Origin of the sequence: Variovorax sp. PBL-E5 (genome assembly GCF_901827185.1) — a bacterium.
Classification (GTDB): Bacteria; Pseudomonadota; Gammaproteobacteria; order Burkholderiales; family Burkholderiaceae_C; genus Variovorax.
In genome coordinates, this window is sequence record NZ_LR594671.1 from 5,585,403 (window position 1) to 5,609,804 (window position 24,402).

Here is a 24,402-nt window from a genome sequence, read left to right on the forward strand (position 1 = left end):
ACCGATCGATGAACAAGCTTCCCGTGGTCGTGCTCGGTGCCGGCATCGGCGGCCTGGCCGCGGCCGCCGCCCTGCGCCGGGTGGGTACCGAGGTGATCGTGTACGAACAGGCGGCGCGCTTCGCGCGCGTCGGCGCGGGCATCCAGCAAAGCCCCAATGCCATGAAGGTGCTGCGCGGCCTCGGGCTCGAGCAGCACATCCGCGAGCTCGCATTCAACCCGCGGACCTCGCTCAATCGCGATGCCTACAGCGGCGACACCACCAACGAGTACCCGCTCGGAAAACCGATCGAGTCGCGCTATGGCGCGCCCTTCCTCGCGCTGCACCGGGCCGATCTCCACGCAGCACTGGCATCCATCGTGCCCGAGCACTGTGTGCGGCTCGGGCACAAACTGGTCGGCATCGATCAGGACGAACGGGCCGTGCATCTTCGGTTCGCCAACGGGGAACAGATCCAGGCGCATGCCGTGATCGCAGCCGACGGCGTTCATTCGATGGTGCGCGAGCATGTCGCGCGCGATGCGCAGCCGCCGCGCTTCACGGGCCGCGTCGCTTACCGGACGACCTTCCCGGCACGGCTTCTCAAGGGCGTGGACATCGGAGAGTCGCGTACCAAATGGTGGGGTGAGGACCGGCACATCGTCATCTACTACGTGACCGCGCAGCGCGATGAGGTGTATTTCGTGACCAGCCAGCCCGAGAAGGCCGACTGGATGACGAAGGAATCCTGGTCGGCCGAGGGCGACGTGGACGAGCTGCGCGGGTCGTTCGCGCGTTTCCATCCGGATGTCCGGGCGGTGCTCGCGTCCGCGCCCAAGGTCCACAAGTGGGGGATCTTCGAGCGGGATCCGATGTCGATCTGGCACCGCGGCCGCGTGACCCTGCTTGGCGATGCCTGCCACCCGATGACGCCCTACATGGCATCGGGCGCGGCGATGGCGCTCGAGGACGCGGCCGTGCTCTCGCGTTGCGTGCAGGAGGTCGGGCTTGCCAGGCCTGACCAGGTCTTCGCGGTCTTCGAAGCGAGCCGCAAGCCGCGCACGTCACAGGTCCAGGCCGGTTCCAGTGCCAACACCTGGATGCGCAACAGCACCAATCCCGACTGGCTCTACGGCTATGACGCGTGGACCGTGCCGTTGACGGGCACGCAGCCGGTCGCTGCCTGATGATCGTGGCGGCCTGCAACAGGGTGGTGTCGCGCTTCCTGGTCGCGCTGGACATCGGGCATTGACTTCGCGCGGGCGCGCCTGCAGAAATCGCCGCGAGCGCCTATGCTGATCGGCTTTTTCCGGGCCGCGAGCCCGGCCTTTCGGCGATTCCCACGGAGTACTTCACCATGCGTCACCACCCCCTCGGCCGCACCGGCCTCTTCGTATCGGAACTGTGCCTCGGCACCATGACCTTCGGCGGCGGCGAAGGCATCTGGGGCAAGATCGGCGCGCTGCAGCAGACGGATGCCGAGCGGCTGATCGGCCAGGCGCTCGATGCCGGCATCAACTTCATCGACACCGCCGACGTCTACTCGGGCGGCCTGTCCGAGCAGATCACCGGGCAGGCGCTCAAGAACCTCGGCGTGGCGCGCGACCAGGTCATCGTCGCGACCAAGGTGCTCGGCGAAACCGGCCCCGGGCCGAACGCGCGCGGCGCATCGCGCGGCCACATCATGGACGGCGTCAAGGCCAGCCTGAAGCGGCTGCAGCTCGATCACATCGACCTCTACCAGATCCACGGCTTCGATCCGGCGACGCCGATCGAAGAGACCGTGCGCGCGCTCGATCAACTGGTGCGGCACGGCCACGTGCGCTACGTCGGCGTCTCCAACTGGGCGGCATGGCAGATCGTCAAGGCCCTGGGCGTGGCCGAGCGCCTGGGCCTTGCGCGCTTCGAGTCGCTGCAGGCCTATTACACCGTCGCCGGGCGCGATCTCGAACGCGAGCTGATCCCGATGCTGAAGAGCGAAGGCCTCGGCCTGATGGTGTGGAGCCCGCTGGCCGGCGGCCTCTTGAGCGGCAAGTACGGACGCGGCCAGCAGGGCGAGGAAGGCAGCCGGCGCGTCAGCTTCGACTTCCCGCCGGTCGACAAGGAGCGGGCCTACGACTGCATCGACGCCATGCGCCCCATCGCCGCGGCACACGGCGTGTCGGTGGCACAGATCGCGCTCGCCTGGCTGCTGCACCAGCCGCAGGTCACGAGCGTGATCGTCGGCGCCAAGCGGCCCGAGCAGCTCGCCGACAACATCGCGGCCACCCAGGTCGCATTGAGCGCGGCCGAGCTCCAGCAGCTCGACCAGGCCAGCCGCCTGCCTTCGGAATACCCCGGCTGGATGCTCGAGCGGCAGGGCGAGGGGCGGCGCAAGCAGGTCGCCGATGCCGAGGCACCGCGCAGCCAGGCCTGAGGCCGACACGCGGGAAGAAGTCCTACAGCCACAGTCGCCCGGGCCGCCTTGGTCCCGCATGCCACCGCGTCTAGGGTGGCAGCGCCCAAGGGAGCGTGGCGACAGACGGAACAAGGCCGGTGCCGGCCAAGCCGCGCGCAGTGTCCTGCCATCTTGTGTGGAGGTTTTGGATGTCATCGATTCGTTCCGCCCGTCGCGCGCGCCGGGCCACGTGCTTGTGCACTCTTGCGGCGCTCGCGGGTTCCGGTCTTCTGGCCTCGACACCGGCATTGGCCGACCCGTCGCCGGCGCTCGACCGCTTCAGCTTCTCGGTCGGCGCCTATGGCGCGGACCCGACGATCAATGCCACCGTGCTCACGCCGTATGGCGCGCTGAACTCCGGCGACATCCAGCGCGGCCGCGTGACGATGCCGCGCATCTCGGCCGACCTGCTGATCGGCGATTCGCAAGGCCTGTCGCTTGACTATTTCCAATACAGCCGCGGCTACACGGGGGCGCTGGCCAGCAACTTCGCGATCGGCCCGGGCACGGTGACCACCATCGGCAATGCCAACGTCGACTTCAAGCTCGACTTCGGCCAGCTGGCCTACAGATGGTGGATCGGCTCGGGCAACACGGTGCTGGGCCTCGGCGCCGGCGCCGCTTACTACAAGGCCACCCTGCGCACCAATGCGGTGGCCGGCCTGAACGGACTCACGGCCGCCTTCAGCCAGCAAGACAGCGACGACGCGATCGCCCCGCTGCTGGAAGCGGGCGTGCGCCATGCCATCACGCCCGACCTGCGCCTGTTCGCGGACGCCTCGGGCATCCGCAAGTTCGGCGGCAAGTTCAGCGGCAACATCTACAACGCCGCACTGGGGGTGGAGTGGTTCCCGCTGAAGAACGTGGGCGTCGTGGCGTCGTACAACCTGACGAACATCGATCTGCAGCGCAACGGCTACCTCGCCGAGCGGCTGCGCGTGCGCCTGCACGGGCCCACGGTCGCCTTGAAGGCGCGCTTCTGAGGCCTGCCTAGCGGTAGGTCGCGAGATGGATGCTGGTTTCGGTGCTGCGGATGCCCTTCAGCAGCCGGATGCGCTCCAGCACCTGCGACAGCTCCGCCATCGATGCGGCGCGCAGATCGGCCAGCAGATCCCAGCGGCCATTGGTGTCGTGCAGCGCGGCCACGCCGGGCTCGCCGAGCAGGCTGGCGATGACCTGCCGCGTCTGGTTGCCCTCGACCAGGATGCCCATCCAGGCGCGGATCTCGTCGGACCGCATCTCGGGCCGCAGCTGCACCGCATAGCCGACGATCACGCCGCCGTCCTCCAGCTTGCGCAGGCGGTTGTTCACCGTGCCGCGCGAGACGCCGAGCCTGTGGGCCAGCGTGGCGACGGGCAGGCGCGCATCGTGGCGCAGCAGCGCGATCAGTCGGTGATCGAGTTCGTCGATGTCCATTTGGTCAATGCGTCCTGTCGTTTCGTCAGCCAGCCATGCGAATGGTGCAATCTTGACGCTTCTTTCTGCCGCCGGGACGCGGGAGACTGGCTCATCATGTCCAAGCTGCAAGATATCTCCACCCTTTACCTCGGCGCACCCGACGTGGCGCGCATCGTCGCCCGCAAGGGACTGTCCGCCTGTCTGGCCGGCGTGGCCGCGCGCATCGGACAGGACTTTCTTCGCTGGCCGGCCTTCGACAAGTCGGCCCGCGTCGCCAGCCATTCGAAGGACGGCGTCATCGAGCTGATGCCGGTGGCCGATGACGCGTTGTACGCCTTCAAGTACGTCAACGGCCATCCGAAGAACCCGATCGCCGGCCTGCCCACCGTGATGGCCTTCGGCGTGCTGGCCGAGGTCGCCACCGGCGCGCCGCTGCTGCTGGCCGAGCTGACGCTGGCGACCGCCATCCGCACCGCCGCCATGTCGGCCGTGGCCGCGCGCGCATTGGCGCGCCCGGACAGCCGCACCATGGCGCTGATCGGCAACGGCGCGCAGAGCGAGTTCCAGGCACTCGCCTTCCGCGACCTGCTGGGCATCACCACGCTGCGCCTGTTCGACACCGATGCGCGCGCCACCGACAAGCTCATGCGCAACCTGCACGGCCAGGGACTCGCGCTGCTGCCCTGCGCCAGCGCCGCCGACGCGGTGCGCGGCGCGGACATCGTGACCACGATCACCGCCGACAAGACACTCGCGACCATCCTCACGCCGGACATGATCGAGCCGGGCATGCACCTGAACGCGGTCGGCGGCGACTGCCCCGGCAAGACCGAGCTGCACCCCGAGGTGCTCCGGCGCGCGGCCGTGTTCGTCGAGTACGCGCCGCAGACGCGCATCGAAGGCGATCTGCAGCAGATGCCGGCCGACTTCCCGGTCACCGAGCTGTGGCGAGTGCTGAGCGGCCAGCGTCCGGGCCGCGCCGATGCAGCGCAGGTGACGGTGTTCGACTCGGTCGGCTTCGCGCTCGAGGACTATTCGGCGCTGTGCTTCCTGCGCGACGCGGCCGAGGAATTCGGCATCGGCGAACGCCTGCAGCTGGTGCCGCAGATGGCCGATCCGAAGAATCTGTTCGGCGTGCTGGGCCGCAGCGCGGACGGCTCGGCCTGCACTGAAAGGCTGCAGCGAGCTTGAACCGATTGCGAGATCTTATTTTTTGTCACATCTCCCTCGGTCGAGGGATGTGTCAGCCGGCATTCAGCTACAACATAATCAAGAGCGCTTTCGCTTTAACTCCCGTCGGGCTTTCCAGCGCGACGCGGCTTGCCTGGTCCATGTTCCAACCCCCTTCGTCCGAGCTTGCCCGACAGGCACCTCCCCTCGCCGCTTCGCCACAGACGCTCGCCTCGGTGTTCGAGGCGCAATGCGCGGCCCGTGGGGACAAGCTGGCCTACGGCTTCCTCGCCAGCGACCTGGGCCTCGCCGAACAGACGAGCTACGCACAGCTGCGCCGCGACGTCCACGCCCTCGCATCATGGCTCACGACCTGCACCCTGGCAGGCGACCGCGTGCTGCTCGCCTTCGCGCCGGGGCTGGACTTCGTGCGTGCGTTCTGGGCCTGCATGCTGACCGGCCGTGTCGCCGTGCCGGTGCCGGCACCCGACCTGATCCGCATGCACCACGCGGCACCGCGGCTGCGCAGCGTGATCGCCGATTCGCGCGCGGCCGTCATGCTGACCACCGGCAAGCTGCTCGATGCCGCGGCCGCCGTGCTCGACCCGGCCACCTTCGCGATGACGCGCTGGCTGGCGCTGCCCGATCTCGCGCGCGATGCGGCCGACGCACGGGCCTTCGCGCCGCCGCCGCTCGAAGCGTCCACCCTCGCCTACCTGCAATACACCTCCGGCTCGACCTCGTCGCCGCGCGGCGTGCGCCTGAGCCATGCGAGCGTGCTCGCGAACGCGCGCGCGGTGCTCGACGCCAGCGGCGGCGATGCGGGCAGCCGCGGCCTCAGCTGGCTGCCGCACTTTCACGACTACGGCCTGGTCTGCGGCGTGCTGACGCCGGTGATCACCGGTGCCAGCAGCTTCCTGATGTCACCCGTCAGCTTCCTGCGCAAGCCGCTGCTGTGGCTGGAAGCGATCTCGGCCTTGCGGATCACGCACACCGGCGCGCCGAATTCCGCCTACGCGGCCTCGCTGCTGGCGCTCGGGCGCAAACCTTTCGACGGCCGGCTCGACAGCCTGGTGTCGATGAGCTGCGGCGCCGAGCCGATCCATGCCGATACCGTCGAACACATGCTCGCCGCCTTCGCGCCGTCGGGGCTGCGTCCGCAGGCGTTCAAGCCATCGTACGGACTCGCCGAGGCCGTGCTCGGCGTGACATCGGTCGCACTCCATGCCGAGCCGCACATCGTCGCGGCGGATGCGGGCGCCTTGCTGGCCCATCGCTTCGAGCCGGTCGCGCACGATGCGCCGCAGGCGCGCCGCCTGGTCGGCTGCGGCCCGGCGATGGCGCACACCGAGATCGTGATCGTCGACACCGACACGCTGCGCGCGCGCGCCGACGGCGGCATCGGCGAGATCTGGGTGCGTTCGCCCGGCGTCGGCAGCGGCTACTGGATGCAGCCGGAGGCCAGCGAAGCGGCCTTCGGCGCCCACCTCGCCCACGGCGACGGCCCCTTCCTGCGCACCGGCGACCTCGGCTTTCTGGACCAGGGCGAACTGTTCGTCACCGGCCGCCTGAAGGACCTCGTCATCGTCCACGGCGAGAACCACTACCCGCAGGATCTGGAATGGAGCGCCGAGCGCGCGCACCCGGACCTGCGCCGCGGCCATGCCGCCGCCTTCGCGGTCGACACGCCCGGCGGCGAGGCGCTGGTGCTGGCGCTCGAACTCGAACTGCGTGCTTTCGCGCCCCATGCCGAGGCCATCTTTCGCGAGGTGCGGCGCGCCATCGCGGTGGAGCATGGCCTGGGCGTGCACGCGATCGTGCTGCTGCGCCCGGGCAGCCTGCCGCGCACCTCGAGCGGCAAGATCCGGCGCCAGCATTGCCGCAGCGCGTTCCTCGCAGGCGAGCTGACGGCGGTCGCATCGAGCATCGACGAGACAGACGACGACGCGCCGCGGATCGCCGGCCTCGACGAAGACGCGCCCGCCGCCGGCCCCGAAGCCGCCACGCGCCGCACGATGCCGCGCAACGACGACGAGCGCGCGGTCCACGCGATCTGGTGCGAGGTGCTCGGCACGCGCGCCTTCGGCATCCACGAAAGCTTCTTCGAGCTCGGCGGCGGTTCGCTGCGCATGACGCAGGTGCTGTCGCGCATCAATGCCCGCTTCGACATCGAGTTGCCGTTGATCGAACTCTTCGAGCATGCGAGCGTGGCCGCGATGGCGGCGCAGGTCGCGCAGCATCGCAACGGCACGCCCGTCCCGCAGGCCGGCATCGTGCGCGTCGCGCGCGGCGTGGCGCTGCCGGCTTCGCTGTCGCAGCGCCGCATGTGGGTGATCCAGCATTTCGATCCGGCCTCGACCGCCTACAACGTGCCGATCGCGATCCGCCTGCGCGGCGCGCTCGATCCTGTCTTGTGCCAGCGGGCCTTCGATGCGATGGTGCGGCGCCACGAAGGCCTGCGCACCTGCTTCGTGATGGGCGAGCACGAGCCGATGCAATGGATCGAGCCGCATCTGCCGGTGCCGATCGAGCACGTCGACCTGCGCCACCTGCCGGCCTCGGAGCGCAACGCGCATGCGCGCACCCTGCTTGCGCAGCGGCTCGCGCAGCCCTTCGACCTGTCGAAGGCGCCGCTGCACCATCCGATGCTGCTGCGCCTCGGCGAGCGCGAGCATGTGCTGTTCTGGCTGCTGCACCACGCGATCACCGACAACTGGGCCGGCGCGCTGCTGATGCGCGAGGCGCTGGCCGCCTATGGTGCGCTGGCCGCGGGCCGCGCGCCGGTGTCGGCCCCGCCGGCCATCGGCTATGCCGACTATGCGGCCTGGCAGCGCAGCCCCGAGGCCGCGGCGGCCCGGCGGCCCCATCTGCACTACTGGACCGAACGGCTGCGCGAGCTGCCCGATCTCGACCTGCCGACCGATTTCCCGCGCCCCGCGAAGGCCAGCTTCAAGGGCGCGCGCGCGTCGGCCGATCTGCCGCCGCGGCTGCGCGAGGCCGTGCACGCCTTCGGCAGCCGCGAGGCGGTGACGCCTTTCGTCGTCTTCCTCTCGGCCCTCGCGCTGATGCTCGGGCGCGAGGCGAAGAGCGAGGACGTGCCCATCGGCACGCCGATCGCGAACCGGCATCGCTTCGCGTCCGAGCAGCTCGTCGGCACGCTGGTGAACACGCTGGTGATGCGCACCGACCTGTCGGGCGACCCGAGCTTCGCGCAGCTGGTGAACCGCGTGCGCCGCAACGCGCTCGAGGCGCATGCGCACCAGGATGCGCCTTTCGACGAGCTGATCGACGCGCTCGGCCACGACCGCACGCTGCGCCCGCAAGGGCCGGTGCGCGTGCTCTTCAACGTGCTGAACGCGCCGGTCGGCCAGCTCGATTTCTTCGGGCTCGAAGTCGAGGAGTTCGACTTCGAACGCAGCGCCGCGCAGTTCGATCTCTCGGTCCACATCGACACCGAGTTCGCGCAGCGCATCCACCTCGAATATGCGACCGACCTGTACGCGCCCGTCACGGCCGCGCGCATGCTGGAGAACTACCTCGCGCTGGTCGAGCGGCTGCTCGCGCAACCCGAGCGCCGGCTGTCCGAGTTCGAGATGCTGTCGCCGGCGCAGATGAACCTGCTGCGCCACGGCTGGAACGGCGCGCGCGCGCCGCTGCCCGCGCAGCCGCTGGTGCACCGCTATCTCGATCTCGCTGCGCCCGAGCGGCAGGCGCGCGTGGCCGTGATCGACGCCGAGGGCGAAGCATCGAGCTACGGCGACATCGAGGCGCGCTCGAACCGGCTCGCGCATGCGCTGCGCGCGCGCGGCATCGGGCGCGGGCAGCGCGTCGGCCTCTGCATCCAGCGCAGCCCCGACATGCTGATCGCGCAGCTCGCGGTGATGAAGGCGGGCGCGGCCTATGTGCCGCTGGACCCGGGCTATCCGCGCGATCGCCTGCGCTACATGGCCGTCGATGCCGACCTCTCGGCCGTGCTGATGCACCGCAGCGCGGGCGAGATCCTCGAAGGACTCGAACTGCCGATGCTGGCGCTGGAAGACGCGCAGCTGGTGCACGGCCAGTCGCCGCTGCCCCTCGCACCGAACCCGGCGCTGGACGCGACGCCGGACGACGAGGCCTATGTGATCTACACCTCGGGCTCGACCGGCCAGCCCAAGGGCGTGCGCGTGCCGCACCGCGGCGTGGTCAACTTCCTCGCCGGCATGGTGAAGATGCCGGGCCTGGCGGCCGAGGATTGCGTGATGGCGATCACCAGCCCCTCCTTCGACCCCTCGGTGCTCGACCTGCTGCTGCCGCTGGCCGTGGGCGCGAAGGTCGTCATCGCCTCGCATGCGCAGGCGCACGATCCGGCCGCGCTGCGTGCGCTGCTCGAACGCCATGGCGCAACGCTGCTGCAGGCCACGCCCTCCGCATGGCGGCTCTTGATCGATGCCGGCTGGACCGGCACGCCCAGCTTCCGCGCGCTGATCGGCGGCGAGGCGCTGCCGCCGATCCTGGCCGAGCGCCTGATGGAGCGCAGCGTCGAGCTCTGGAACATCTACGGTCCTACCGAGACCACGGTCTGGACCACCGCCTGGAAGGTCGAGTCGCCGCGCCACGGCATCGCCATCGGACGGCCGATCGACAACACCACGGTCTGGGTGCTCGACGAACACGGCCATGCCTGCCCGATCGGCGTGCCCGGCGAGCTCTGCATCGGCGGCGCGGGCGTCACGCCGGGCTACTACCGCCGCGACGAGCTGACGGCCGATCGCTTCATCGCCGATCCCTTCAGCGGCGAGACCGGCGCCCGCCTCTACCGCACCGGCGACCTCGGACGCTGGCGGCACGACGGCCTGCTCGAACACCTCGGCCGCGCGGACCATCAGGTCAAGCTGCGCGGCTACCGCATCGAGATGGGCGAGATCGAATCCGCACTGCTCGACCATCCGCAGATCGCGCATTGCGTGGCCGTGACGCGCGCACAGAGCGAGGAGGACGTGCGGCTGATCGCCTACGTGGTCGCGCACGGCGATGCGCCGCCGAGTCCCGCGGCGCTGCGCGAGCACCTGCGGTCACGGCTGCCGCAGTACATGATCCCGCAGCACTTCGTGGTGCTGGCCGAGATGCCGCAGCTGCCCAACGGCAAGGTCGACCGCAGCGCGCTGCCGGCGCCGGCCGTCGAGAGCCTGCTGGCCGACGGCCGCAGCTACCTCGCACCGGTCACGCACAGCGAGCAGGTGATCGCGGGCATCTGGTCGGAACTGCTGGGCCTCGAACAGGTGGGACGCAACGACAACTTCTTCGACCTCGGCGGCCATTCGCTGCTGGCGATGCGCGCGGTGACGGCCATCGAGGCGCTGCTGGACTGGAAGGTGGCGCCGAACCGGCTCATCTTCGAGAGCCTGCAGCAGATCGCGCACGCGGAGAACCTGGAAGCGCGGCGGCGCGAAACGGCCGGCTGAGAAAGCGCGAGCCCTGCTCGCCGAAACGCCAGGGCACGTCGATCGCCTTCGTGAGGCCGATGCGCGGCCCGGCCTCGACCCTCACGGCCGGATGATCGCCGGGCGCTGCCTGCAGCTCGAAGGGCGGCGCGTCGAGCGGCAATCCGTAGAAGCCGGCATCGATGCCGAGCGCCTGCCCCAGGCGCCCCGGCCCCGAACACAAAAGCCGGATGTCCTCGACCCCGCGCCGCTCGCGCATGCGGTCGAGGCCCGCGGTCGGCATCAGCGCGCGGATCAGCACGCCGGCGCCATGCCCCTCCTCGCGGCAGACGAAGTTGAGGCACCAGTGGATGCCGTAGGAGCGATAGACATAGACGTGCCCCGGCGGCCCGAACATCGCCGCGTTGCGCGCGGTCGGACCGCCGAAGGTGTGCGAGGCCGGATCCTCGCGGTCGTAGGCCTCGGTCTCGACGATGCGCCCGCCCACGCCGTCGACCAGCACCGTGACGCCGATCAGTCGGCGAGCGACCTCCTGCGAGGGCGCGTTGAAATCGACGCCCGCGAGCGCGGCGGGAACTGGGGGCTTGCGATGCATGGCTGCGGTCCGATGGCTTCGTCCAAAGACGAAGCAGTGTCCCGCAAGTCGCCGCTTCAGGCCGCGCCGGCTGTCGCCGCGCGGGCCTGCGCCTGCGCCGCCGACACGAAGGGACGCTGCCGCATCCACTTGGTCGCCACCCATTTCTCGCCGCGCACGACCGCGCTGCTGCCATGCAGCGACGCATGATCGAGCTGATCGAGGCTGTTGCAGTACTCGAAGTAGACCGCGTGGCCGCGCTGCGGCGAGACCGCCCAGCCGGCCTCGGGGAACACCGTCTCGCCGCCTTCGGGCACGTCGTTCAGGTAGCAGACCATGGTGCTGACGCGCTGGCCGCTGCGCGCGATGGAGGCCTGGTTCGCGGGGTTCGAGCGCAACAGGAAGTCGTAGTGCGGCGCGCTGCCCGCGCCGCGCGGGTAATGCAGGATCTGCAGCCCCTCGCCATGCGCAGGCGGCAGGTTCATCAGCTCGGCGATGCGGCGGTCGAGCCGGGCGACGAGCGCGTTTTCGAGCGGCCGGAAGAACATGCCGAGGCTGCTGCGCAGGCCGGTCACCACGTCGTGCCCGGTCTGCGGATCGACCAGGGTCGAGGGCTGCAGGCGCGGGCGCGCCATCTCGATCAGCTCGGCGCATTCGTCGGCATCGAGCACGTTGTTCAGCACCGCGAGCATCGGCTGGGCGGCCCGCGCGGCGACGCGCACGATGCGGTCCGAGGTCGCGATCGCGGTGCCGGGCCGCAGCCTCGGCGCCTCGTGCCGGTAAGCGGGCAGTGTCGTGTCGGCAGATGTCGCCAGCTCGACGCTGTCGCGCGGCACCGGCAGGCCTCGCGCACGCGCCTGCACGAAGGCATCGACGATCGCGCGCGCTGCCTCGGGCGCCATGCGCTGGCGCTGCATTTCCTCCAGCAGGCCGGCCGGCGCATGGCCGGCATCCAGATGCTGCTGGATCCACAGGCCCAGCTCGGGCGTGAAGCGGACGATGCTGCGCATGCCCTCAGAGGTCCGCGGCCACCCAGCCGGCATCGGTCAGGCGGAAGGTCTCGGTGAGCTCGGCGCTGCCGGCGCCGCGCACCACGTTGGCCACCACCGGGAACACCTTCTGCGCGTCGGCGTCCTGCATCCAGGACGCGGGCTCGGCCTTGTAGGTGTAGGTCACGACCATCTGATGGGCGCCGGGTGCGGCATTCCAGCGCAGCACCTTGTCGAGGCTCAGACGCGCGGCGCAGAAATTGCCCTGCGGTGCTTTCCTGCCGTCGGCCTGCACGGTGTCGCGCACGCGGTAGAACTTGTGCCCCGCATCGGTGAGCGCGTAGCGGCGCACCTTCATGTGGTGCGAGATGCCGTCGTCGTCCTTCAGATCGATCTCGGCCACCGAGGCGGCGACGAGCCCGAGCTTCTCGAGCACCGGCATCTGCACGGCGTTGCGCGCGCCGGATTCGATCTCGCGCTCGGTCACGTCGATCGGCCACTGGCTCTTGCCGAGGCAGAGGTCGCCGCGCTGCGCGAGGTAGGTGTTCATCGCCGCGGTGAAGTTCTCGGCGCTGGCATCGGTCGGCTTGCTGCAGGCGGCGAGGCCGAGAGCACCGGCCAGCGTGAGGACGGCGCGGAGGATCGGCGGCATGCGAAAGGGTTCGAGGGTCATGGTGCTTCGGAATGGAAAGCTGGTGCTCGTCACTGGATGCATGCATCTGAAGTCGGTGCTGTGGCCGGCGGCTTGTAGCCATCGGTCAGCGTCTTGAGAAAGCAGATCAGGTCGGTGATGTCCTGTTCCGACATCGGCGGCGTGCTGTGCGCCGCGCGGCCGTCCATCGGCAGCTGCGTGTCGATGTTGCCCACGAAGGACGGCGGCAGGTCGTCGTACTTCTTCACCGTGCCGCCGGTGTATTGCGTGGTGATCAGGCCATAGGCCGGGAAGCCCGCATCGGGCGTGGCCTTGGGCGTGCCGCCGACGGTGGGATACCAGAGCTCGGGCATCGTGTCGCGCGTGTTGTAGAAGCGGATCACCTGCTCGAGCGAATGCATCACGCCGTTGTGGAAGAAGCTCTGGCGCAGCGCCACGTTGCGCAGCGTCGGCGCCTTGAACATGCCGCAGAAGGTGTTGCCCGGCACCGGCGGATGGTCGGTGCGCAGCGGACCGCAGATGCCGATGTCGAAGTGGCTCGGGTCGGCATTCGCGGGGATCGCCGTGTTGCGCGGCACGCCGATGGCTTCGTAGGAGAAGTCGGTGAACAGCGCCGAGCTGCCGTTCAGTCCCGCGCCCTGGTAATGGCAGGAGGCACAGTTGCCGGTGTTCGGATTGGCGAACACCTTGAGCCCGCGCGCCTCGGCCACGGTGAGGTTGCCGCCGATCTTGTTGCCGGCATAGAGATCGAACTTGCTCGAGTAGGGATGGAAGCTCGGGTCTTCGAGCTGATAGGCCTGCAGCGCGTTGCGCGCGTTCTGGAATGCCGCATTCGTGTCGGCGAAGGCGTCGGCGCCGAAGGCCTGCTTGAAGAGGCCCGCGTACGGCCCGGCCTGCAGCCTGGCGACCACGTCGGCCGCGCTCGCGTTCGCCATCTCGTTGGGGTCGAGCAACGGGATCTGCGCCTGCGCGGCCAGCGTCGGCGCGCGGCCGTCCCAGGTGAAGCCGCCGCCGGGGCCGGGCACGCTGATGCCGTCGGGGTTGTCGAGCAGATCGGCATAGGGCGGTGTCACGTCCTTGTAGCGCAGCGAAGGCACGGCGCGTGTGCCGCTGCGGTTGAGCCGGGTGCCGCCGAGCTGCACCGACAGATCGTTCGGCGGGCCGTAGGCCGAGTTCGGATCGTGGCAGGTGGCGCAGGACATCTTGCCGGAGTCCGACAGGGTCTGGTCGACGAACATCCGGGCACCGACCTGCGCGGCCAGGCTCAGCGGGGTGCTCGGCGATGCGGGCGTGCCGGTCGATGCGGAGCTGCCGGCCGCAGGCGGCAGCGCGGCGACGGGCACCGAAGCGCCGCCGCCGCTGCCGCCGCCGCAGGCGGTCAGCGCACTGCAGAGGACGACGGCAGGAATGAAGAAGGCGGCGCGCGTGGCACCGCGGCCGGCCGGCACGCTGGCTACTTCAGCGCCCAGACGTTGGTCTGGCTCGCATCCGGGCCGACCTGCGGCGGCACCGCCACGTCCGCCGATTGCTTCTGGGTGTAGCCCGCCGCTGCGACCCAGGCGTGGTTGATCGGACGCACCGAGTCGAAGTGGGTGTCGGCGCTGCCGGCGTACTCGGGCAGGTTCAGGATGTTCTGCGCGATGAAGCGCTCGGTGTACTTCGAGCGGTTCATGTACGAGCCGTCGACCGCCGGATCGGCCAGCTGGAACATGTCCTGGAAGGTGCGCACCAGCGCGAAGTGGCTGTAGACGTCGCCGTCGGCCACGCCCTTGGGCGCATTGGGCTGGTTGGTCAGGATGCCGAAGATGCTCTGGCCGTGGCCGCGGTTGCCCTTGGTGTAGTTGTTGACCGACGCGTCCGGCGAGAAGCTGCCGTCGGCGTTCTGCACCAGCGGCTTGGCGACGGTGCTGTTCGAGACGTTCCAGCCGCAGCAGGAGTTGAAGCCGGCGGTGGCATTGCCTTCGTCGAACATCAGCACGATCGCTACGCGCTTCTGGCGGTTGGCCCACAGCGGCGAGGCCTCGATCTTCTTCACCAGCGCGTCGACGTAGTTGTCGCCGCGCGTGATGATCGCGCCGCCGGTGGCGACCGGCACGTTGTTGGCCACGCTGCTGCAGTCGCTCGCGGTGACGGCGGCCGGGTTGCCGCCCACCGTGCCGGTGAGGGTAATGCCGTGCATGTCGTCGCACTGGTCGGGCACGACGAAGTTCAGCGTGCCGACCTTGCCGCTCGCGAGGTCGGTGCCGAGCTGGTCCATGTCGTAGCTCGCGGGGATCGCGTACTTGGTCGAGTTGACCTTCAGCACGTCGTCCCACTGGCCGCCGCCCATGGTGCGGTTGCTGTACTTCCATTCCGGTGCGCTGCGCACGTTCTGGTAGGCCATGCCCGGATGGTGCTTGGTCTTGTAGAGGCCGGCCGGCAGCGGCAGGTTCAGGCCCACGGTGCCGATGGCGGTGGTGTTGCCGGCCAGCGTGCCGGGTGCGTAGACGTGGTCCTGCGCGATCACGGCCGGATCGGCCACGCTGTCGGTGCGGAAGTCCTGGCCCGGGTTCAGCGACTCGTTGTAGGTGCGCCAGGTCAGGCCGGCCGCGGCGAGCGCGTTGAAGAGGTTGGGCTTGCCGACGATGTTGTGGTTCACCGCCGCCGCCTGCGTGCAGGTGGTGGCGAAGGGCGAGCTGGCGAGGCCGGGCGCGTTCTTGTCGGGCACCGGCAGATCCTGCACCGCATTCGCGCCGGTGGCGTCGCAGTTCCACTGGCTGTCGTCGGTGATGCCGAAGTCGTCGGCGCCACCGAGCGCGGTGTAGTTGGGTTCGCTCGGGTTGCCGGTCGCGTAGTAGGCGGTCAGCTGGTTGCCGGCCTTCAGCAGCGCGTTGATCTTGGGCGCGAAGGCCGAGTTGACGATCGACGAGGTCGCCTTGTTCTCGAGCATCACGACGAACACGCTGTCGTAGCGCGGGATGCCTTCGACGTTGAACGCGGCCTGCTGGGCCTGCGCGAAGGTGATGGGCTTGCGCGGATCGGCGCCGGTCGACGCGGCGTTCGGCGTGACGCCGGCGAGCTTGCCGAGCGTCGGGTCGCCGCCGGGCTGCGCGAGCGCGTCGGGATAGAGGTCGCCGCGGTCGAACTTGGTGATGGCGTAGGTGAAGCGGTTGTCGAGCGGCTTGGACTCGGCGAGCATCGCGGTCTGGTCGGCACCGGTCACGGTGTTGACGTCGGCGACCAGGTTGGCGGCCGTGACGCCCAGGCGTGCCGCGAGGTTCTGCTTCTCGGTGGCGTAGTCGGTGCCGTTGGCTTCGGTCTGGCGCAGGATCTCGGACGACAGCGGGCTGATCACGATGGTGCCGGCCGCCTGCTCGTTGACCTGGTCGAGCGAGACGCGCAGCAGGTCGCGGCTGGCGACCTTCGCGCCGCTCACGCTTTGGATCGCGTCGGTGCCGATGTCGGCGGTGAGTGCCGCGTTGGCGGGCACGGTCAGCGTGAAGTGGCCCTTGGCATCGGTCACGACCGGGTTCTCCGACGACTCGCAGTGGCCGTTGCTGTTGGCATCGACGCACACCTTGGCGCCGACATAGTAGGCCGGCGCGATGGTCGGATCGGTGCTGCTGCCGGGCGTGAACTGCGTGGCGGTGACGACGCCGCCGAGGGTCACCTTCGGCGTGGTGACCGGCGGAATGAAGCCGCCGTTGCCGCTACCGCCGCCACAGGCGGCGAGGATCGATGCAGCGAGGGCCGTGAGCGACGTGAGAAGGACGTTCTTGGGATTTGTTGGCATGGTGTCCGGACGTGGGTTGTTTGGCCGGACGGACTGTAGGCAGCGGCTGTGACGACCGCATGTCAGGTGGATGAACGGCGCGGCGCTACAGCCCCTTCTCGACCATGTCGAGCAGCCGCTGCCCGAGCGCCTCGGTCTGCGCGCGCGGCATGCCGCGCAAGGGGCCGTCGATGACGAGCAGCGCGAGGCCGTGCACCGCCGACCAGGCCAGGTACTCGGCGCCGGGGCGGCGCTCGGGCGGCATCACGCCGGCCTCGACGAGGCGGTCGAGCGCCGCGCCGAGCAGCTCGAAGGGATTGAGTCCGCTCTGGCCGCCCTTGGCCTCTTCGGGCGCGCCTTCGACGTCGACCGGCGCGCCGAACGCGGTGCGGAACAGCCCGGTCTCGGCCTGCGCGAAATGCAGGTAGCCGGTGCCCACCGCGCGCACGCTGGCACGTGCGAAATCGGCGCGCCTGCGGCCGGGACGCAAGGCCGCGAGCTCGGTCTCCATCGCCGCGGCCACTGCCCACAGCGCCGCCGCGCGCACGGCACCCAGCAGCGCCTGCCGGCTCGCGAAGTGGCGGTAGGCGGCATTGGGCACCACGCCCGCGCGCCGCGTGGCCTCGCGCAGCACGACCGCGTCGGGCCCGCCGCTGCGCGCCAGCTCGACGCCGGCCTCCAGCAGCGCGCGCCGCAGATCGCCGTGGCGGTAGGTGCTGCGCACGGGCGGATGGGTGCTGCGGGCAGAAGGGGTTCGGGTGCGGGTGGCCATTGTCGTTGTCATGTGGACAGCGTTCATTGTCTCTGCTATGGTTTGTGTACGTTGTACACAATACAGCGCCCTCACTCAACCCTCAAGGAGATTCCATGAACCTTCAGCCCTATCTGTTCTTCGAAGGCCGCTGCGAGGAAGCGCTCGACTTCTACCGCACCAAGCTCGGCGCGCAGCAGGTGATGCTGATGCGCATGAAGGAAAGCCCCGAGCCGCCGAACCCCGAGATGTGCCCGCCCGGCTCCGAGGAGAAGATCATGCATTGCTCTTTCACCATCGGGAACACGCAAGTGATGGCCTCGGACGGCCGCTGCTCGGGCAAGCCGTCGTTCCAGGGCATCTCGCTGGCGCTGTCCGCATCCACCGAGGCCGAAGCGAAGCGCCTGTACGACGGCCTCAGCGACGGCGGGCAGGTGCAGATGCCGATGACCAAGACCTTCTTCTCGCCGGCCTTCGGCATGGTGGCCGACCGCTTCGGCGTGTCGTGGATGGTGATGGCGGAGCCGGACGCCGCCAAGCCCTGAGCGCGCCGCGCCTCAATGCCGCGCGTGCAGGCGCGCGGCCCAGCGCGAACGCGTGAGCGCGACGAATTCGACCGCGCCCCACAGCAAGGCGCTGCCGAGCCCGCGCAGGAGATGGCGTGTCGGTGGCAGGAAAGTGGAAGGCATGGGGCCACGCTAGCCGCCGCGTGTGACGGCTTGATGGCAGTCCTTGCCGCTATGCTGGCCGACCCGACTCCATGATCGCCGAGTGACCGCCACGGACCTGCCCGAACTGCTGGAACTGCAGGGCCTCGCCCAACTCGCAGGGCCCCTCATGGAGCAGCGCGTGCTGTGCGAAGTCGAAGCCGGCGGACAGCGCTTTCCGGTGCTCGCGTTCCTGCTCGGCAGCGCGAAGCCGGACGTGCCGGCGGTCGGCTTCTTCGGCGGCGTCCACGGGCTGGAGCGCATCGGCGCCGAGGTGACCATTGCCTACCTGCGCAGCCTGGTGATGCGCCTGCAGTGGGACGACACGCTGCACCGGCAGCTGGAGACCATCCGGCTGGTGTTCATGCCGCTGGTCAACCCGGGCGGTCTGTGGCTGGGCACGCGCGCCAATCCCAACGGCGTCGACCTGATGCGCAACGCACCGGTCGAATCGCGCGAACGCGTGCCGTACCTCGTCGGCGGCCAGCGCATCAGCGCCGCGCTGCCGTGGTATCGCGGCGCCCATGGCGCGCCGATGGAACCCGAGAGCGCCGCGCTGTGCGCCTTCGTCGAGGCCGAGCTGCTGGGCCGGCCGCTCGGCATCGCGGTGGACTGCCATTCCGGCTTCGGCCTCAGCGATCGGATCTGGTTTCCCTTCGCCCACACGGCGCGGCCGATGGCGCATCTGCCCGAGATGCACGCGCTGTGCGAGATCCTCGACGGGACCCTGCTGCACCACCGCTACGTGCTAGAGCCGCAGAGCCGCCAGTACCTCGCGCACGGCGACCTCTGGGACCACCTGTACCTGCGCGCCTGCCGCGAGGCGCAGGGCGTGTTCCTGCCGCTCACGCTGGAGATGGGCTCGTGGCTGTGGATCAAGAAGAACCCGCGCCAGATCTTCTCGCGCCATGGCATCTTCAACCCCATGATCCAGCACCGGCAGCAGCGCGTGCTGCGCACGCACCTCGGCTGGCTCGACTTCATCACGCGCGCCGCGGGCAGCCACGAACGCTGGCTGCCCGCGGACGCGCAACGCGCGCATCAGCGCGAACTGGCGATGGCGCGGTGGTACCGCGGGGTGCACCGATGACCACCTGGATCCTGCTGCGCGGCCTGACGCGCGAGAGCGGCCATTGGGGCGCCTTTGCCGAGACGCTGCGCGCGCGGCTCGCCGACGCGCGCGTGCTGACGCTCGACCTGCCCGGCGCCGGCGGGCTCCATCGTCTGCGCAGCCCGGCGGACATCGAGGCCACGACGCAGCACTGCCGCCAGCAGCTGGCGGCGCTGGCGGTCGAGCCGCCCTTCCATCTGCTGGCCATGTCGCTGGGCGCGATGGCGGCGGCGGACTGGGCCGTGCGGTGGCCCGGCGAGCTGGCCGGCTGCGTGCTGATCAACACCAGCCTGCGTCCCTTCAATCCCTGGTACCAGCGCCTGCGGCCGGCCAACTATGCGGCGCTGCTCGGACTCGCGTTCGTGCCCCAGGCGAGCCGCCCCCGCGAGCAAACCATCCTGCGACTGACCAGCCGGCACCTGGATGCGCAGACCGGCGCGGCCGTCGTCGATGCGTGGACGGCGTTGCGCGATGCGCGGCCCGTGTCGCGCGCCAACGCGCTGCGCCAGCTGCTTGCGGCCATGCGCTATCGCGCGCCGGCGCGGGCGCCGGCCGTGCCCCTGCTGGTGCTCGCGAGCCGGCGCGATGCGCTGGTCGATGCGCGCTGCTCGCAACGGCTGGCGCGGCAGTGGCACGCCGACTTCGTCGAACATCCCTCCGCCGGTCATGACCTCGCGCTCGACGATGGACCCTGGCTCGCCGACCAGGTCGCGCGCTGGTCTCAGCGCAAGGGCATGAGCTGATCGACCAGGCCGTCCAGCCGCTTCTTCACTTCGCGCCAGCCCGGCATGCAGGCATCGAGCAGCCGATGGAAACGCGGTCCGTGGTGGTGCTCCTTCAAGTGGCACAGCTCGTGAAGGATCACGTAGTCGATGCATTCGCGCGGCGCCTTCACCAGGTGCGGATTCAGCGTCAGGCGGCCGGCGGGCGAGCAATTGCCCCACTGCCGCCGCATGGCCCGAAGACGAACCGCCGGCAGTGCGTGCACCCAGCGCAACGGCGCGGCGACGGCCGCCAGGCGCGAGGCCATCACCTCGCGGGCACGCAGCGCATACCAGGCATCGAGCATCGCATGCACCTGCGCCGCATCGGGCCGTGCCGCGGCGACCTCGATGTGGGCGCCGCGCATGCGCACGCTGCCGTGGCGCGGCGCATCGGCCACGACCTTGAGCTGATAGCGCCGGCCCAGGTAGAGCAAGGATTCGCCGCTGACATGCTCGCGCGCCGGGGCGCTGTCCAGGCGTTGCCGGATGTCTGCCACGCGCTGACTGATCCAGGCCGCACGCTGCCGCACCGCGGCGATGACGGCCGTGTCGTCGGCATCCTGCGGCGCATCGACGACCACGCTGCCATCGGGCTCGACATGGATCGCGATGCGCCGCGCCTTGCGCGCGGGCTGCGTGCGGACGCGAAAGCGGATCAGCTCGTCGCCGTAGCGAAAGCTGCGCGAGGACGGCGCGTTCATCCGCGCCGGCTCAGGCCGACCCGCGTGATGTGCAGCACTTGCGTCACCACCTCGCCCGCCTTCTCGAGCCCGAGCGTGCCGTAGAGCAGCGTCAGCAAGCTCTTGCGAATGGCGGCCTCGATGCTCTGCGCGCTCAGCGAATGCTCGGCCACCGCGCGCTGCACGGCCTGGCCGATGGCCAAGGCATGGTCGACGTACAGGCCACGCTCTGCGGCACTCAAGCCGTTCGATGCGCTGTCGCCCAGTGCCATCAGGATCGCGCCGAAATAGGCGCGCGCCTGCGGGTTCGTCGCCAGCGCCTCGGGCAGGCCCGGCGTGGCGCGCTCCTCCACCAGGCGCTCGAACTCGCTGAACAGCGCGTACTGCTTGCGCGGACAGTCGAACATGGCCTCGGCCTGGGCGATCGCGTCGCTCAGCAACTCCGAGAACACCTTCTGCGCATAGGGGTCGTCGGCCAGATCCTGCTCGATGGTCATGCGCAGGCGAGTCTTGATGAGATCGGCCTCGTTGCGCGTCTTCTCGTCGGACCATCCATCACCGGCCGGTACATCGCCGAGACTGTGGATCGCGAACACGCCGAGGGGTTCGCGCACCTCGACGCCGAGCACCTGCGTGTCGACCAGCTTGGCGATCTGCGCTTCGTACGCGCTGTAGTCGACCGTCTCCATTGCATCGCGCCGCGCGGTCTGCCGCACGTCGACCAGAAAACGCAGATCCTGCTTGTAGCGCGCGATCAGCGCTTCCGAAAAACTCCGGTCTTCGAAGAAGCTGTGCGATGACAACGCAGTCTGCAGGCACAGGCCGAAGGCCGTGACCGCCGCCGAGAAATCATCGCGCAGCTTCTGGCGCGCGTCGTACGGTCCGCCCGGCGCGTCGGCTGCGATGCGCGGGCTCAATGCTTGCCGGAGTTGCTCGGGGTCGTCGCGGTTCGCCACGTCCTTGAAGAAGGCCCACATGGCCTCGTGCAGTGCCGGCAATCGCTTGTATTCGGTGCTGACCTCGCGATAAAGGCCTTCGAGGTCGGCGGCGTCGAAGCCGCCTTGGGTACGCGCCTCGAGATCCTGGTAGGCGCGGATCGCCGTGTCCAGTTCTTTCAGAATGCCCCGGTAGTCGACCAACAGGCCATGGCACTTGGCATCGTGCAGCCGGTTCACACGCGCCACCGCCTGGATCAGGTTGTGCCCTTTGAGCGGCTTGTCGATGTAGAGCACCGCGTTGCGCGGCTCGTCGAAACCCGTGAGCAGGCGATCGACCACGATCAGCAGATCGGGGTCACCGGCCGAAGCGAATGCCTCCAGCGCACGGCGCTCGTACTGGGTTGCGTCCTCGCCGCCGTTCAAGACATTCTGCTTCCACCACTTCTGCACCTCGGGCATCGCGTCTTCGTCGACTTCGGTGTTGCCTTCGCGCGTGTCGGGTGGCGAAATCACCACCCTGCTGCTGACGAGGCCGGTGGCGTCGAGCGCCTTCTTGTAGCGGATGGCGTCACGCTTGCTCGCGGTGGCGACCTGACCTTTCAGGCCCGGCTTGATCTTCTTGAAATTGGCGTTGAAATGCGTGGCGATGTCCCACGCGATCAACTCGATGCGATTCGCTGCGCCATAGATGGCACCGCGACTCGCGTATTTGCCCTTCAGGTCGGCGCGCTGCGCCGCCGTGAGCCCGGCCGTGATCCTGTCGAACCAGCGGTCGACGGCTTCCGAGTTGATGACCAGTTCGGGAACGCGCTCCTCGTAGAGCAAGGGCGCGACCGACTGGTCCTCCACCGCGCGCTGCATCGTGTAGGCGTGCACGATGGGACCGAACTTGTTCGCGGTCTTGTCATCCTTCAGCAGCGGCGTGCCGGTGAAGGCCACGCAGGCCGCGCGCGGCAATGCCTTCTTCATGCGCTCGTGCGTTTCGCCGCCATGGCTGCGATGGCCTTCGTCCACCAGCACGATGATGTCGGCAGCGTCGTTGCGGCACTCGGCCAGCTTCGACGCCGTGTTGAACTTCTGGACCAGCGCGAAGCTGATGCGCTCGGTGCCCTGCCCGATGCGCCGCGCCAGGTCGCGTCCCGTGACGGCCTTGCTGCGCTCGCCTTCCTTCTGCGTCGCGACGGTCGAACCGAAGGCGCCGCTGGTCACGAAGTTGCGCGCCAGCTGCTGTTCGAGATCGAGTCGGTCGGTGACCACGATCACGCGGCAGGCCTTCAGTTCTTCGTGCAGCAACAGCGCCTTGGAGAGAAAGACCATGGTGAAGCTCTTGCCCGAACCCGTGGTGTGCCAGATCACGCCGCCTTCGCGCGCACCGCCGGGCCGCAAGGAAGCGAGCCGCTCGAGCAGCGAACGCACGCCGAAGAACTGCGGGTGGCGTGCGACGATCTTGCCCACGTGGCGGTCGAACAGAATGAAGCCGCGCAACAGTTCGAGCAGCCGCGACGGCGTGAGCAGGCTCACCAGCAATCGGTCCTGCGCGTTGGGCGGCATGGGCAGCGACCAGAGCGACTCGAACCACTCGCGCAAGGCCACGGGCTTTCCTTCGAACAGGGCGGCATGCGTGGCCGCGGACAGCGGCGCGTTCTTGAGCGCACGCACCTGCGCGTCGTCGAATTCCTCTTCCTTGTTCCAGCGCGCCCAGAACTTGGCCGGCGTGCGCGTGGTGCCGTAGCGGCCCTCGGTCTGGCTGATCGACAGCAGCAGTTGCGCATAGGCAAACAGATGCGGCACCTCGTCGTCGCGCTGGTTGCGCAGATGCTGGCTGATGCCTTCGAGCATCATCGCATCGCCGCTGCGCCGCGGACCGTGGGGCTGCTTGGCCTCGATCACCACCAGCGGGATGCCGTTGACGTAGCCGACGATGTCGGGCGCGCGATGGTGCGTGCCCTGGCTGGACAGCACGCGCAGTTCTTCGGTGATGTCGAAGCGATTGCGCGTGGCGTCGGCCCAGTCGATGATCGGCACCGTGGGCTGATGCTTCTTGCCGTCGGGCATGAACTCGGTGACCGTGATGCCGAACGCGAGCCTGGCGTAGAGGCGCTCATTGGCCGCCAGCAAGCCATCGCCCAGGCCGAGCGTGGACAACTCGCGCAGGATCTGTTCGATGGCGCTCGGGGACAGCGGATACGACTTGCCCTTGTAGTCGAAGCGGCGCGTGTGCAGGACTTCGACCAGGCGCGGCCTGATCAGCACTTCGCGCGTGCCGTCTCGCATCGCGAGGCACTCGGCCGCACTCAGGTAGCGCCACCCCAGGTTGCAGAGCATGTGCAGCGCTGAAATCCGGGCGCTGCATTGCTCGTGGGCGGGCGGCATTGCGCTCATGCTGCGTCCATGGGTTCTTTGTGTCTTACGGAAACGCGGCGCGTTCCAGTCAGCAGATCCGCCATCAGTGCGTTCTTCTCGGCATGAAGCTTGTCGATCAAGCGCTCGGTATTGACGAGTGCGCGATCCCAGGTCGCAAGAATTCTTGCGATCCGGCGCTGTTCGGGCAGCGGCGGAAAAGCAAAGGGAAGGTCCTTCAGAAGCTGGGTGTCGAGGCGTCCAGTTCCATGGCCAGCCGTGTCGACCATCTGCAGGATCTCGCGCTTGTTCGCGAGCAATTGGTACGCAAGAAACGACGCGTCCAGATCCGATGCGGGAATCAGCGCTTTGACATCCTGGTTGAAGGCCATCTCCCGTTCTGCGATGCAAACGGGCAGGTCTTTGAACAAGGTCATCCCACGCGTCAGAACCAGGACGGATTGTGCCGGCGCCACGGCTGCGACAGCCTTGCCCAGTTCGCTGATGCGACGCGCAGTGCTGTCGATTCGAAGCGCTTTCATGTCTCGCGCGGTCACCCATGGAAACTCGCCGGACCAGAATGCTGCGTTGTTCAGGCTCGGCGTGCTGCCCGACATGAAGCCGGCGCATTCACCCAACGGCTTGCATTGCCAGCCAACTGGAAGCGCCGCCTGGCCTTTCGTCGTTGGCAAGGTATCGCGACCCTTCGAGTTCGAGCGGCGGTCCTTCATGACGATC

Annotated in this window: 19 protein-coding genes; 8 read left to right on the top strand and 11 right to left on the bottom strand. The window is 69.1% G+C overall.

The genetic code is table 11. From position 1 onward, the window contains the following. Nucleotides 1-8 precede the first annotated feature (8 nt). From WDLP6_RS27125 to WDLP6_RS27135, 3 genes are all read left to right on the top strand, one after another. Nucleotides 9-1,166 (top strand): FAD-dependent monooxygenase, encoded by a 1,158-nt coding sequence (locus tag WDLP6_RS27125; protein ID WP_162594864.1) that lies wholly within the window; start codon nucleotides 9-11, stop codon nucleotides 1,164-1,166. A 170-nt stretch (nucleotides 1,167-1,336) separates the two neighbouring features. After that, nucleotides 1,337-2,395, top strand: coding sequence for an aldo/keto reductase (locus WDLP6_RS27130; RefSeq protein WP_162594865.1), 1,059 nt, complete (start codon nucleotides 1,337-1,339; stop codon nucleotides 2,393-2,395). Nucleotides 2,396-2,565: 170 nt separating this feature from the next. Further along, entirely contained in the window at nucleotides 2,566-3,399 is an 834-nt protein-coding gene (locus tag WDLP6_RS27135; RefSeq protein ID WP_162594866.1) for a hypothetical protein, read from the top strand. A gap of 7 nt (nucleotides 3,400-3,406) precedes the next feature. Here WDLP6_RS27135 and WDLP6_RS27140 read toward each other — a convergent pair whose 3' ends face one another. Next, nucleotides 3,407-3,832, bottom strand: a complete 426-nt coding sequence (locus tag WDLP6_RS27140; protein WP_443083436.1) for an Lrp/AsnC family transcriptional regulator — start codon at nucleotides 3,830-3,832, stop codon at nucleotides 3,407-3,409. Between the two features lie 96 nt (nucleotides 3,833-3,928). Here WDLP6_RS27140 and WDLP6_RS27145 point away from each other — a divergent pair, with 96 nt between their 5' ends. Beyond that, a complete protein-coding gene (locus WDLP6_RS27145; RefSeq protein WP_162594867.1) occupies nucleotides 3,929-5,005 on the top strand; it encodes an ornithine cyclodeaminase in 1,077 nt (358 codons plus the stop codon). A 140-nt stretch (nucleotides 5,006-5,145) separates the two neighbouring features. Further along, nucleotides 5,146-10,428, top strand: coding sequence for a non-ribosomal peptide synthetase (locus tag WDLP6_RS27150; RefSeq protein ID WP_162594868.1), 5,283 nt, complete (start codon nucleotides 5,146-5,148; stop codon nucleotides 10,426-10,428). Here WDLP6_RS27150 and WDLP6_RS27155 read toward each other — a convergent pair. The 6 genes from WDLP6_RS27155 to WDLP6_RS27180 all read right to left on the bottom strand — a co-directional run bounded on the left by WDLP6_RS27155 (nucleotide 10,355) and on the right by WDLP6_RS27180 (nucleotide 17,145). Continuing rightward, nucleotides 10,355-11,002, bottom strand: a complete 648-nt coding sequence (locus WDLP6_RS27155; protein ID WP_162594869.1) for a DNA-3-methyladenine glycosylase — start codon at nucleotides 11,000-11,002, stop codon at nucleotides 10,355-10,357. The genes WDLP6_RS27150 and WDLP6_RS27155 overlap by 74 nt on opposite strands. 56 nt (nucleotides 11,003-11,058) lie before the next feature. Further along, nucleotides 11,059-11,991, bottom strand: coding sequence for a 2OG-Fe(II) oxygenase (locus WDLP6_RS27160; RefSeq protein ID WP_162594870.1), 933 nt, complete (start codon nucleotides 11,989-11,991; stop codon nucleotides 11,059-11,061). A 4-nt stretch (nucleotides 11,992-11,995) separates the two neighbouring features. Then, nucleotides 11,996-12,643 carry a hypothetical protein gene (locus WDLP6_RS27165; RefSeq protein WP_232077356.1) on the bottom strand — a complete coding sequence of 216 codons (648 nt, stop codon included), beginning with the start codon at nucleotides 12,641-12,643 and terminating at the stop codon, nucleotides 11,996-11,998. 29 nt (nucleotides 12,644-12,672) lie between these two features. Continuing rightward, nucleotides 12,673-14,070, bottom strand: coding sequence for a cytochrome-c peroxidase (locus tag WDLP6_RS27170; protein WP_232077358.1), 1,398 nt, complete (start codon nucleotides 14,068-14,070; stop codon nucleotides 12,673-12,675). A 5-nt stretch (nucleotides 14,071-14,075) separates the two neighbouring features. Continuing rightward, nucleotides 14,076-16,394, bottom strand: coding sequence for a phosphoesterase (locus WDLP6_RS27175; RefSeq protein WP_162594871.1), 2,319 nt, complete (start codon nucleotides 16,392-16,394; stop codon nucleotides 14,076-14,078). An 85-nt stretch (nucleotides 16,395-16,479) separates the two neighbouring features. Continuing rightward, nucleotides 16,480-17,145, bottom strand: a complete 666-nt coding sequence (locus WDLP6_RS27180; protein WP_232077359.1) for a TetR/AcrR family transcriptional regulator — start codon at nucleotides 17,143-17,145, stop codon at nucleotides 16,480-16,482. 95 nt (nucleotides 17,146-17,240) lie between these two features. On the opposite strand from WDLP6_RS27180, the gene WDLP6_RS27185 reads away from it, so the two are divergent. After that, complete coding sequence (locus WDLP6_RS27185; RefSeq protein WP_162594873.1) at nucleotides 17,241-17,669, top strand: VOC family protein; 429 nt, start codon at nucleotides 17,241-17,243, stop codon at nucleotides 17,667-17,669. Nucleotides 17,670-17,681: 12 nt separating this feature from the next. Here WDLP6_RS27185 and WDLP6_RS35405 read toward each other — a convergent pair whose 3' ends face one another. Further along, nucleotides 17,682-17,813, bottom strand: a complete 132-nt coding sequence (locus tag WDLP6_RS35405) for a hypothetical protein (RefSeq protein WP_269475592.1) — start codon at nucleotides 17,811-17,813, stop codon at nucleotides 17,682-17,684. 82 nt (nucleotides 17,814-17,895) lie between these two features. Here WDLP6_RS35405 and WDLP6_RS27190 point away from each other — a divergent pair, with 82 nt between their 5' ends. Together WDLP6_RS27190 and WDLP6_RS27195 are read left to right on the top strand one after the other, a co-directional pair. Continuing rightward, nucleotides 17,896-18,921: a M14 family zinc carboxypeptidase gene (locus tag WDLP6_RS27190; RefSeq protein WP_232077366.1), complete on the top strand. Its 1,026-nt coding sequence runs from the start codon at nucleotides 17,896-17,898 to the stop codon at nucleotides 18,919-18,921. Beyond that, on the top strand, nucleotides 18,918-19,685 hold the full coding sequence (locus WDLP6_RS27195; RefSeq protein ID WP_162594874.1) for an alpha/beta fold hydrolase: 768 nt from the start codon (nucleotides 18,918-18,920) through the stop codon (nucleotides 19,683-19,685). The genes WDLP6_RS27190 and WDLP6_RS27195 overlap by 4 nt, the downstream gene beginning before the upstream one ends. Here WDLP6_RS27195 and WDLP6_RS27200 read toward each other — a convergent pair. Genes WDLP6_RS27200 through WDLP6_RS27210 form a run of 3 tightly spaced genes read right to left on the bottom strand, consistent with a single transcriptional unit; the run spans nucleotide 19,664 to nucleotide 24,395 of the window. Then, nucleotides 19,664-20,407 (bottom strand): M48 family metallopeptidase, encoded by a 744-nt coding sequence (locus tag WDLP6_RS27200; RefSeq protein ID WP_162594875.1) that lies wholly within the window; start codon nucleotides 20,405-20,407, stop codon nucleotides 19,664-19,666. The genes WDLP6_RS27195 and WDLP6_RS27200 overlap by 22 nt on opposite strands. Then, a complete protein-coding gene (locus tag WDLP6_RS27205; RefSeq protein ID WP_162594876.1) occupies nucleotides 20,404-23,706 on the bottom strand; it encodes a type I restriction endonuclease subunit R in 3,303 nt (1,100 codons plus the stop codon). Before WDLP6_RS27205 ends, WDLP6_RS27200 begins: the two co-directional genes overlap by 4 nt. Further along, the gene (locus WDLP6_RS27210) at nucleotides 23,703-24,395 is read right to left on the bottom strand and encodes a restriction endonuclease subunit S (RefSeq protein WP_162594877.1); all 693 of its coding nucleotides are present in this window, start codon (nucleotides 24,393-24,395) and stop codon (nucleotides 23,703-23,705) included. Before WDLP6_RS27210 ends, WDLP6_RS27205 begins: the two co-directional genes overlap by 4 nt. Nucleotides 24,396-24,402: the final 7 nt, after the last annotated feature.

Coding starts and splice junctions, on each gene's coding strand:
- WDLP6_RS27125 (WP_162594864.1), top strand. CDS start 9: ATGAACAAGCTTCCCGTGGTCGTGCTCGGTGCCGGCATCGGCGGCCTG.
- WDLP6_RS27130 (WP_162594865.1), top strand. CDS start 1,337: ATGCGTCACCACCCCCTCGGCCGCACCGGCCTCTTCGTATCGGAACTG.
- WDLP6_RS27135 (WP_162594866.1), top strand. CDS start 2,566: ATGTCATCGATTCGTTCCGCCCGTCGCGCGCGCCGGGCCACGTGCTTG.
- WDLP6_RS27140 (WP_443083436.1), bottom strand. CDS start 3,832: ATGGACATCGACGAACTCGATCACCGACTGATCGCGCTGCTGCGCCAC.
- WDLP6_RS27145 (WP_162594867.1), top strand. CDS start 3,929: ATGTCCAAGCTGCAAGATATCTCCACCCTTTACCTCGGCGCACCCGAC.
- WDLP6_RS27150 (WP_162594868.1), top strand. CDS start 5,146: ATGTTCCAACCCCCTTCGTCCGAGCTTGCCCGACAGGCACCTCCCCTC.
- WDLP6_RS27155 (WP_162594869.1), bottom strand. CDS start 11,002: ATGCATCGCAAGCCCCCAGTTCCCGCCGCGCTCGCGGGCGTCGATTTC.
- WDLP6_RS27160 (WP_162594870.1), bottom strand. CDS start 11,991: ATGCGCAGCATCGTCCGCTTCACGCCCGAGCTGGGCCTGTGGATCCAG.
- WDLP6_RS27165 (WP_232077356.1), bottom strand. CDS start 12,643: ATGACCCTCGAACCCTTTCGCATGCCGCCGATCCTCCGCGCCGTCCTC.
- WDLP6_RS27175 (WP_162594871.1), bottom strand. CDS start 16,394: ATGCCAACAAATCCCAAGAACGTCCTTCTCACGTCGCTCACGGCCCTC.
- WDLP6_RS27180 (WP_232077359.1), bottom strand. CDS start 17,145: ATGGCCACCCGCACCCGAACCCCTTCTGCCCGCAGCACCCATCCGCCC.
- WDLP6_RS27185 (WP_162594873.1), top strand. CDS start 17,241: ATGAACCTTCAGCCCTATCTGTTCTTCGAAGGCCGCTGCGAGGAAGCG.
- WDLP6_RS35405 (WP_269475592.1), bottom strand. CDS start 17,813: ATGCCTTCCACTTTCCTGCCACCGACACGCCATCTCCTGCGCGGGCTC.
- WDLP6_RS27195 (WP_162594874.1), top strand. CDS start 18,918: ATGACCACCTGGATCCTGCTGCGCGGCCTGACGCGCGAGAGCGGCCAT.
- WDLP6_RS27200 (WP_162594875.1), bottom strand. CDS start 20,407: ATGAACGCGCCGTCCTCGCGCAGCTTTCGCTACGGCGACGAGCTGATC.
- WDLP6_RS27205 (WP_162594876.1), bottom strand. CDS start 23,706: ATGAGCGCAATGCCGCCCGCCCACGAGCAATGCAGCGCCCGGATTTCA.
- WDLP6_RS27210 (WP_162594877.1), bottom strand. CDS start 24,395: ATGAAGGACCGCCGCTCGAACTCGAAGGGTCGCGATACCTTGCCAACG.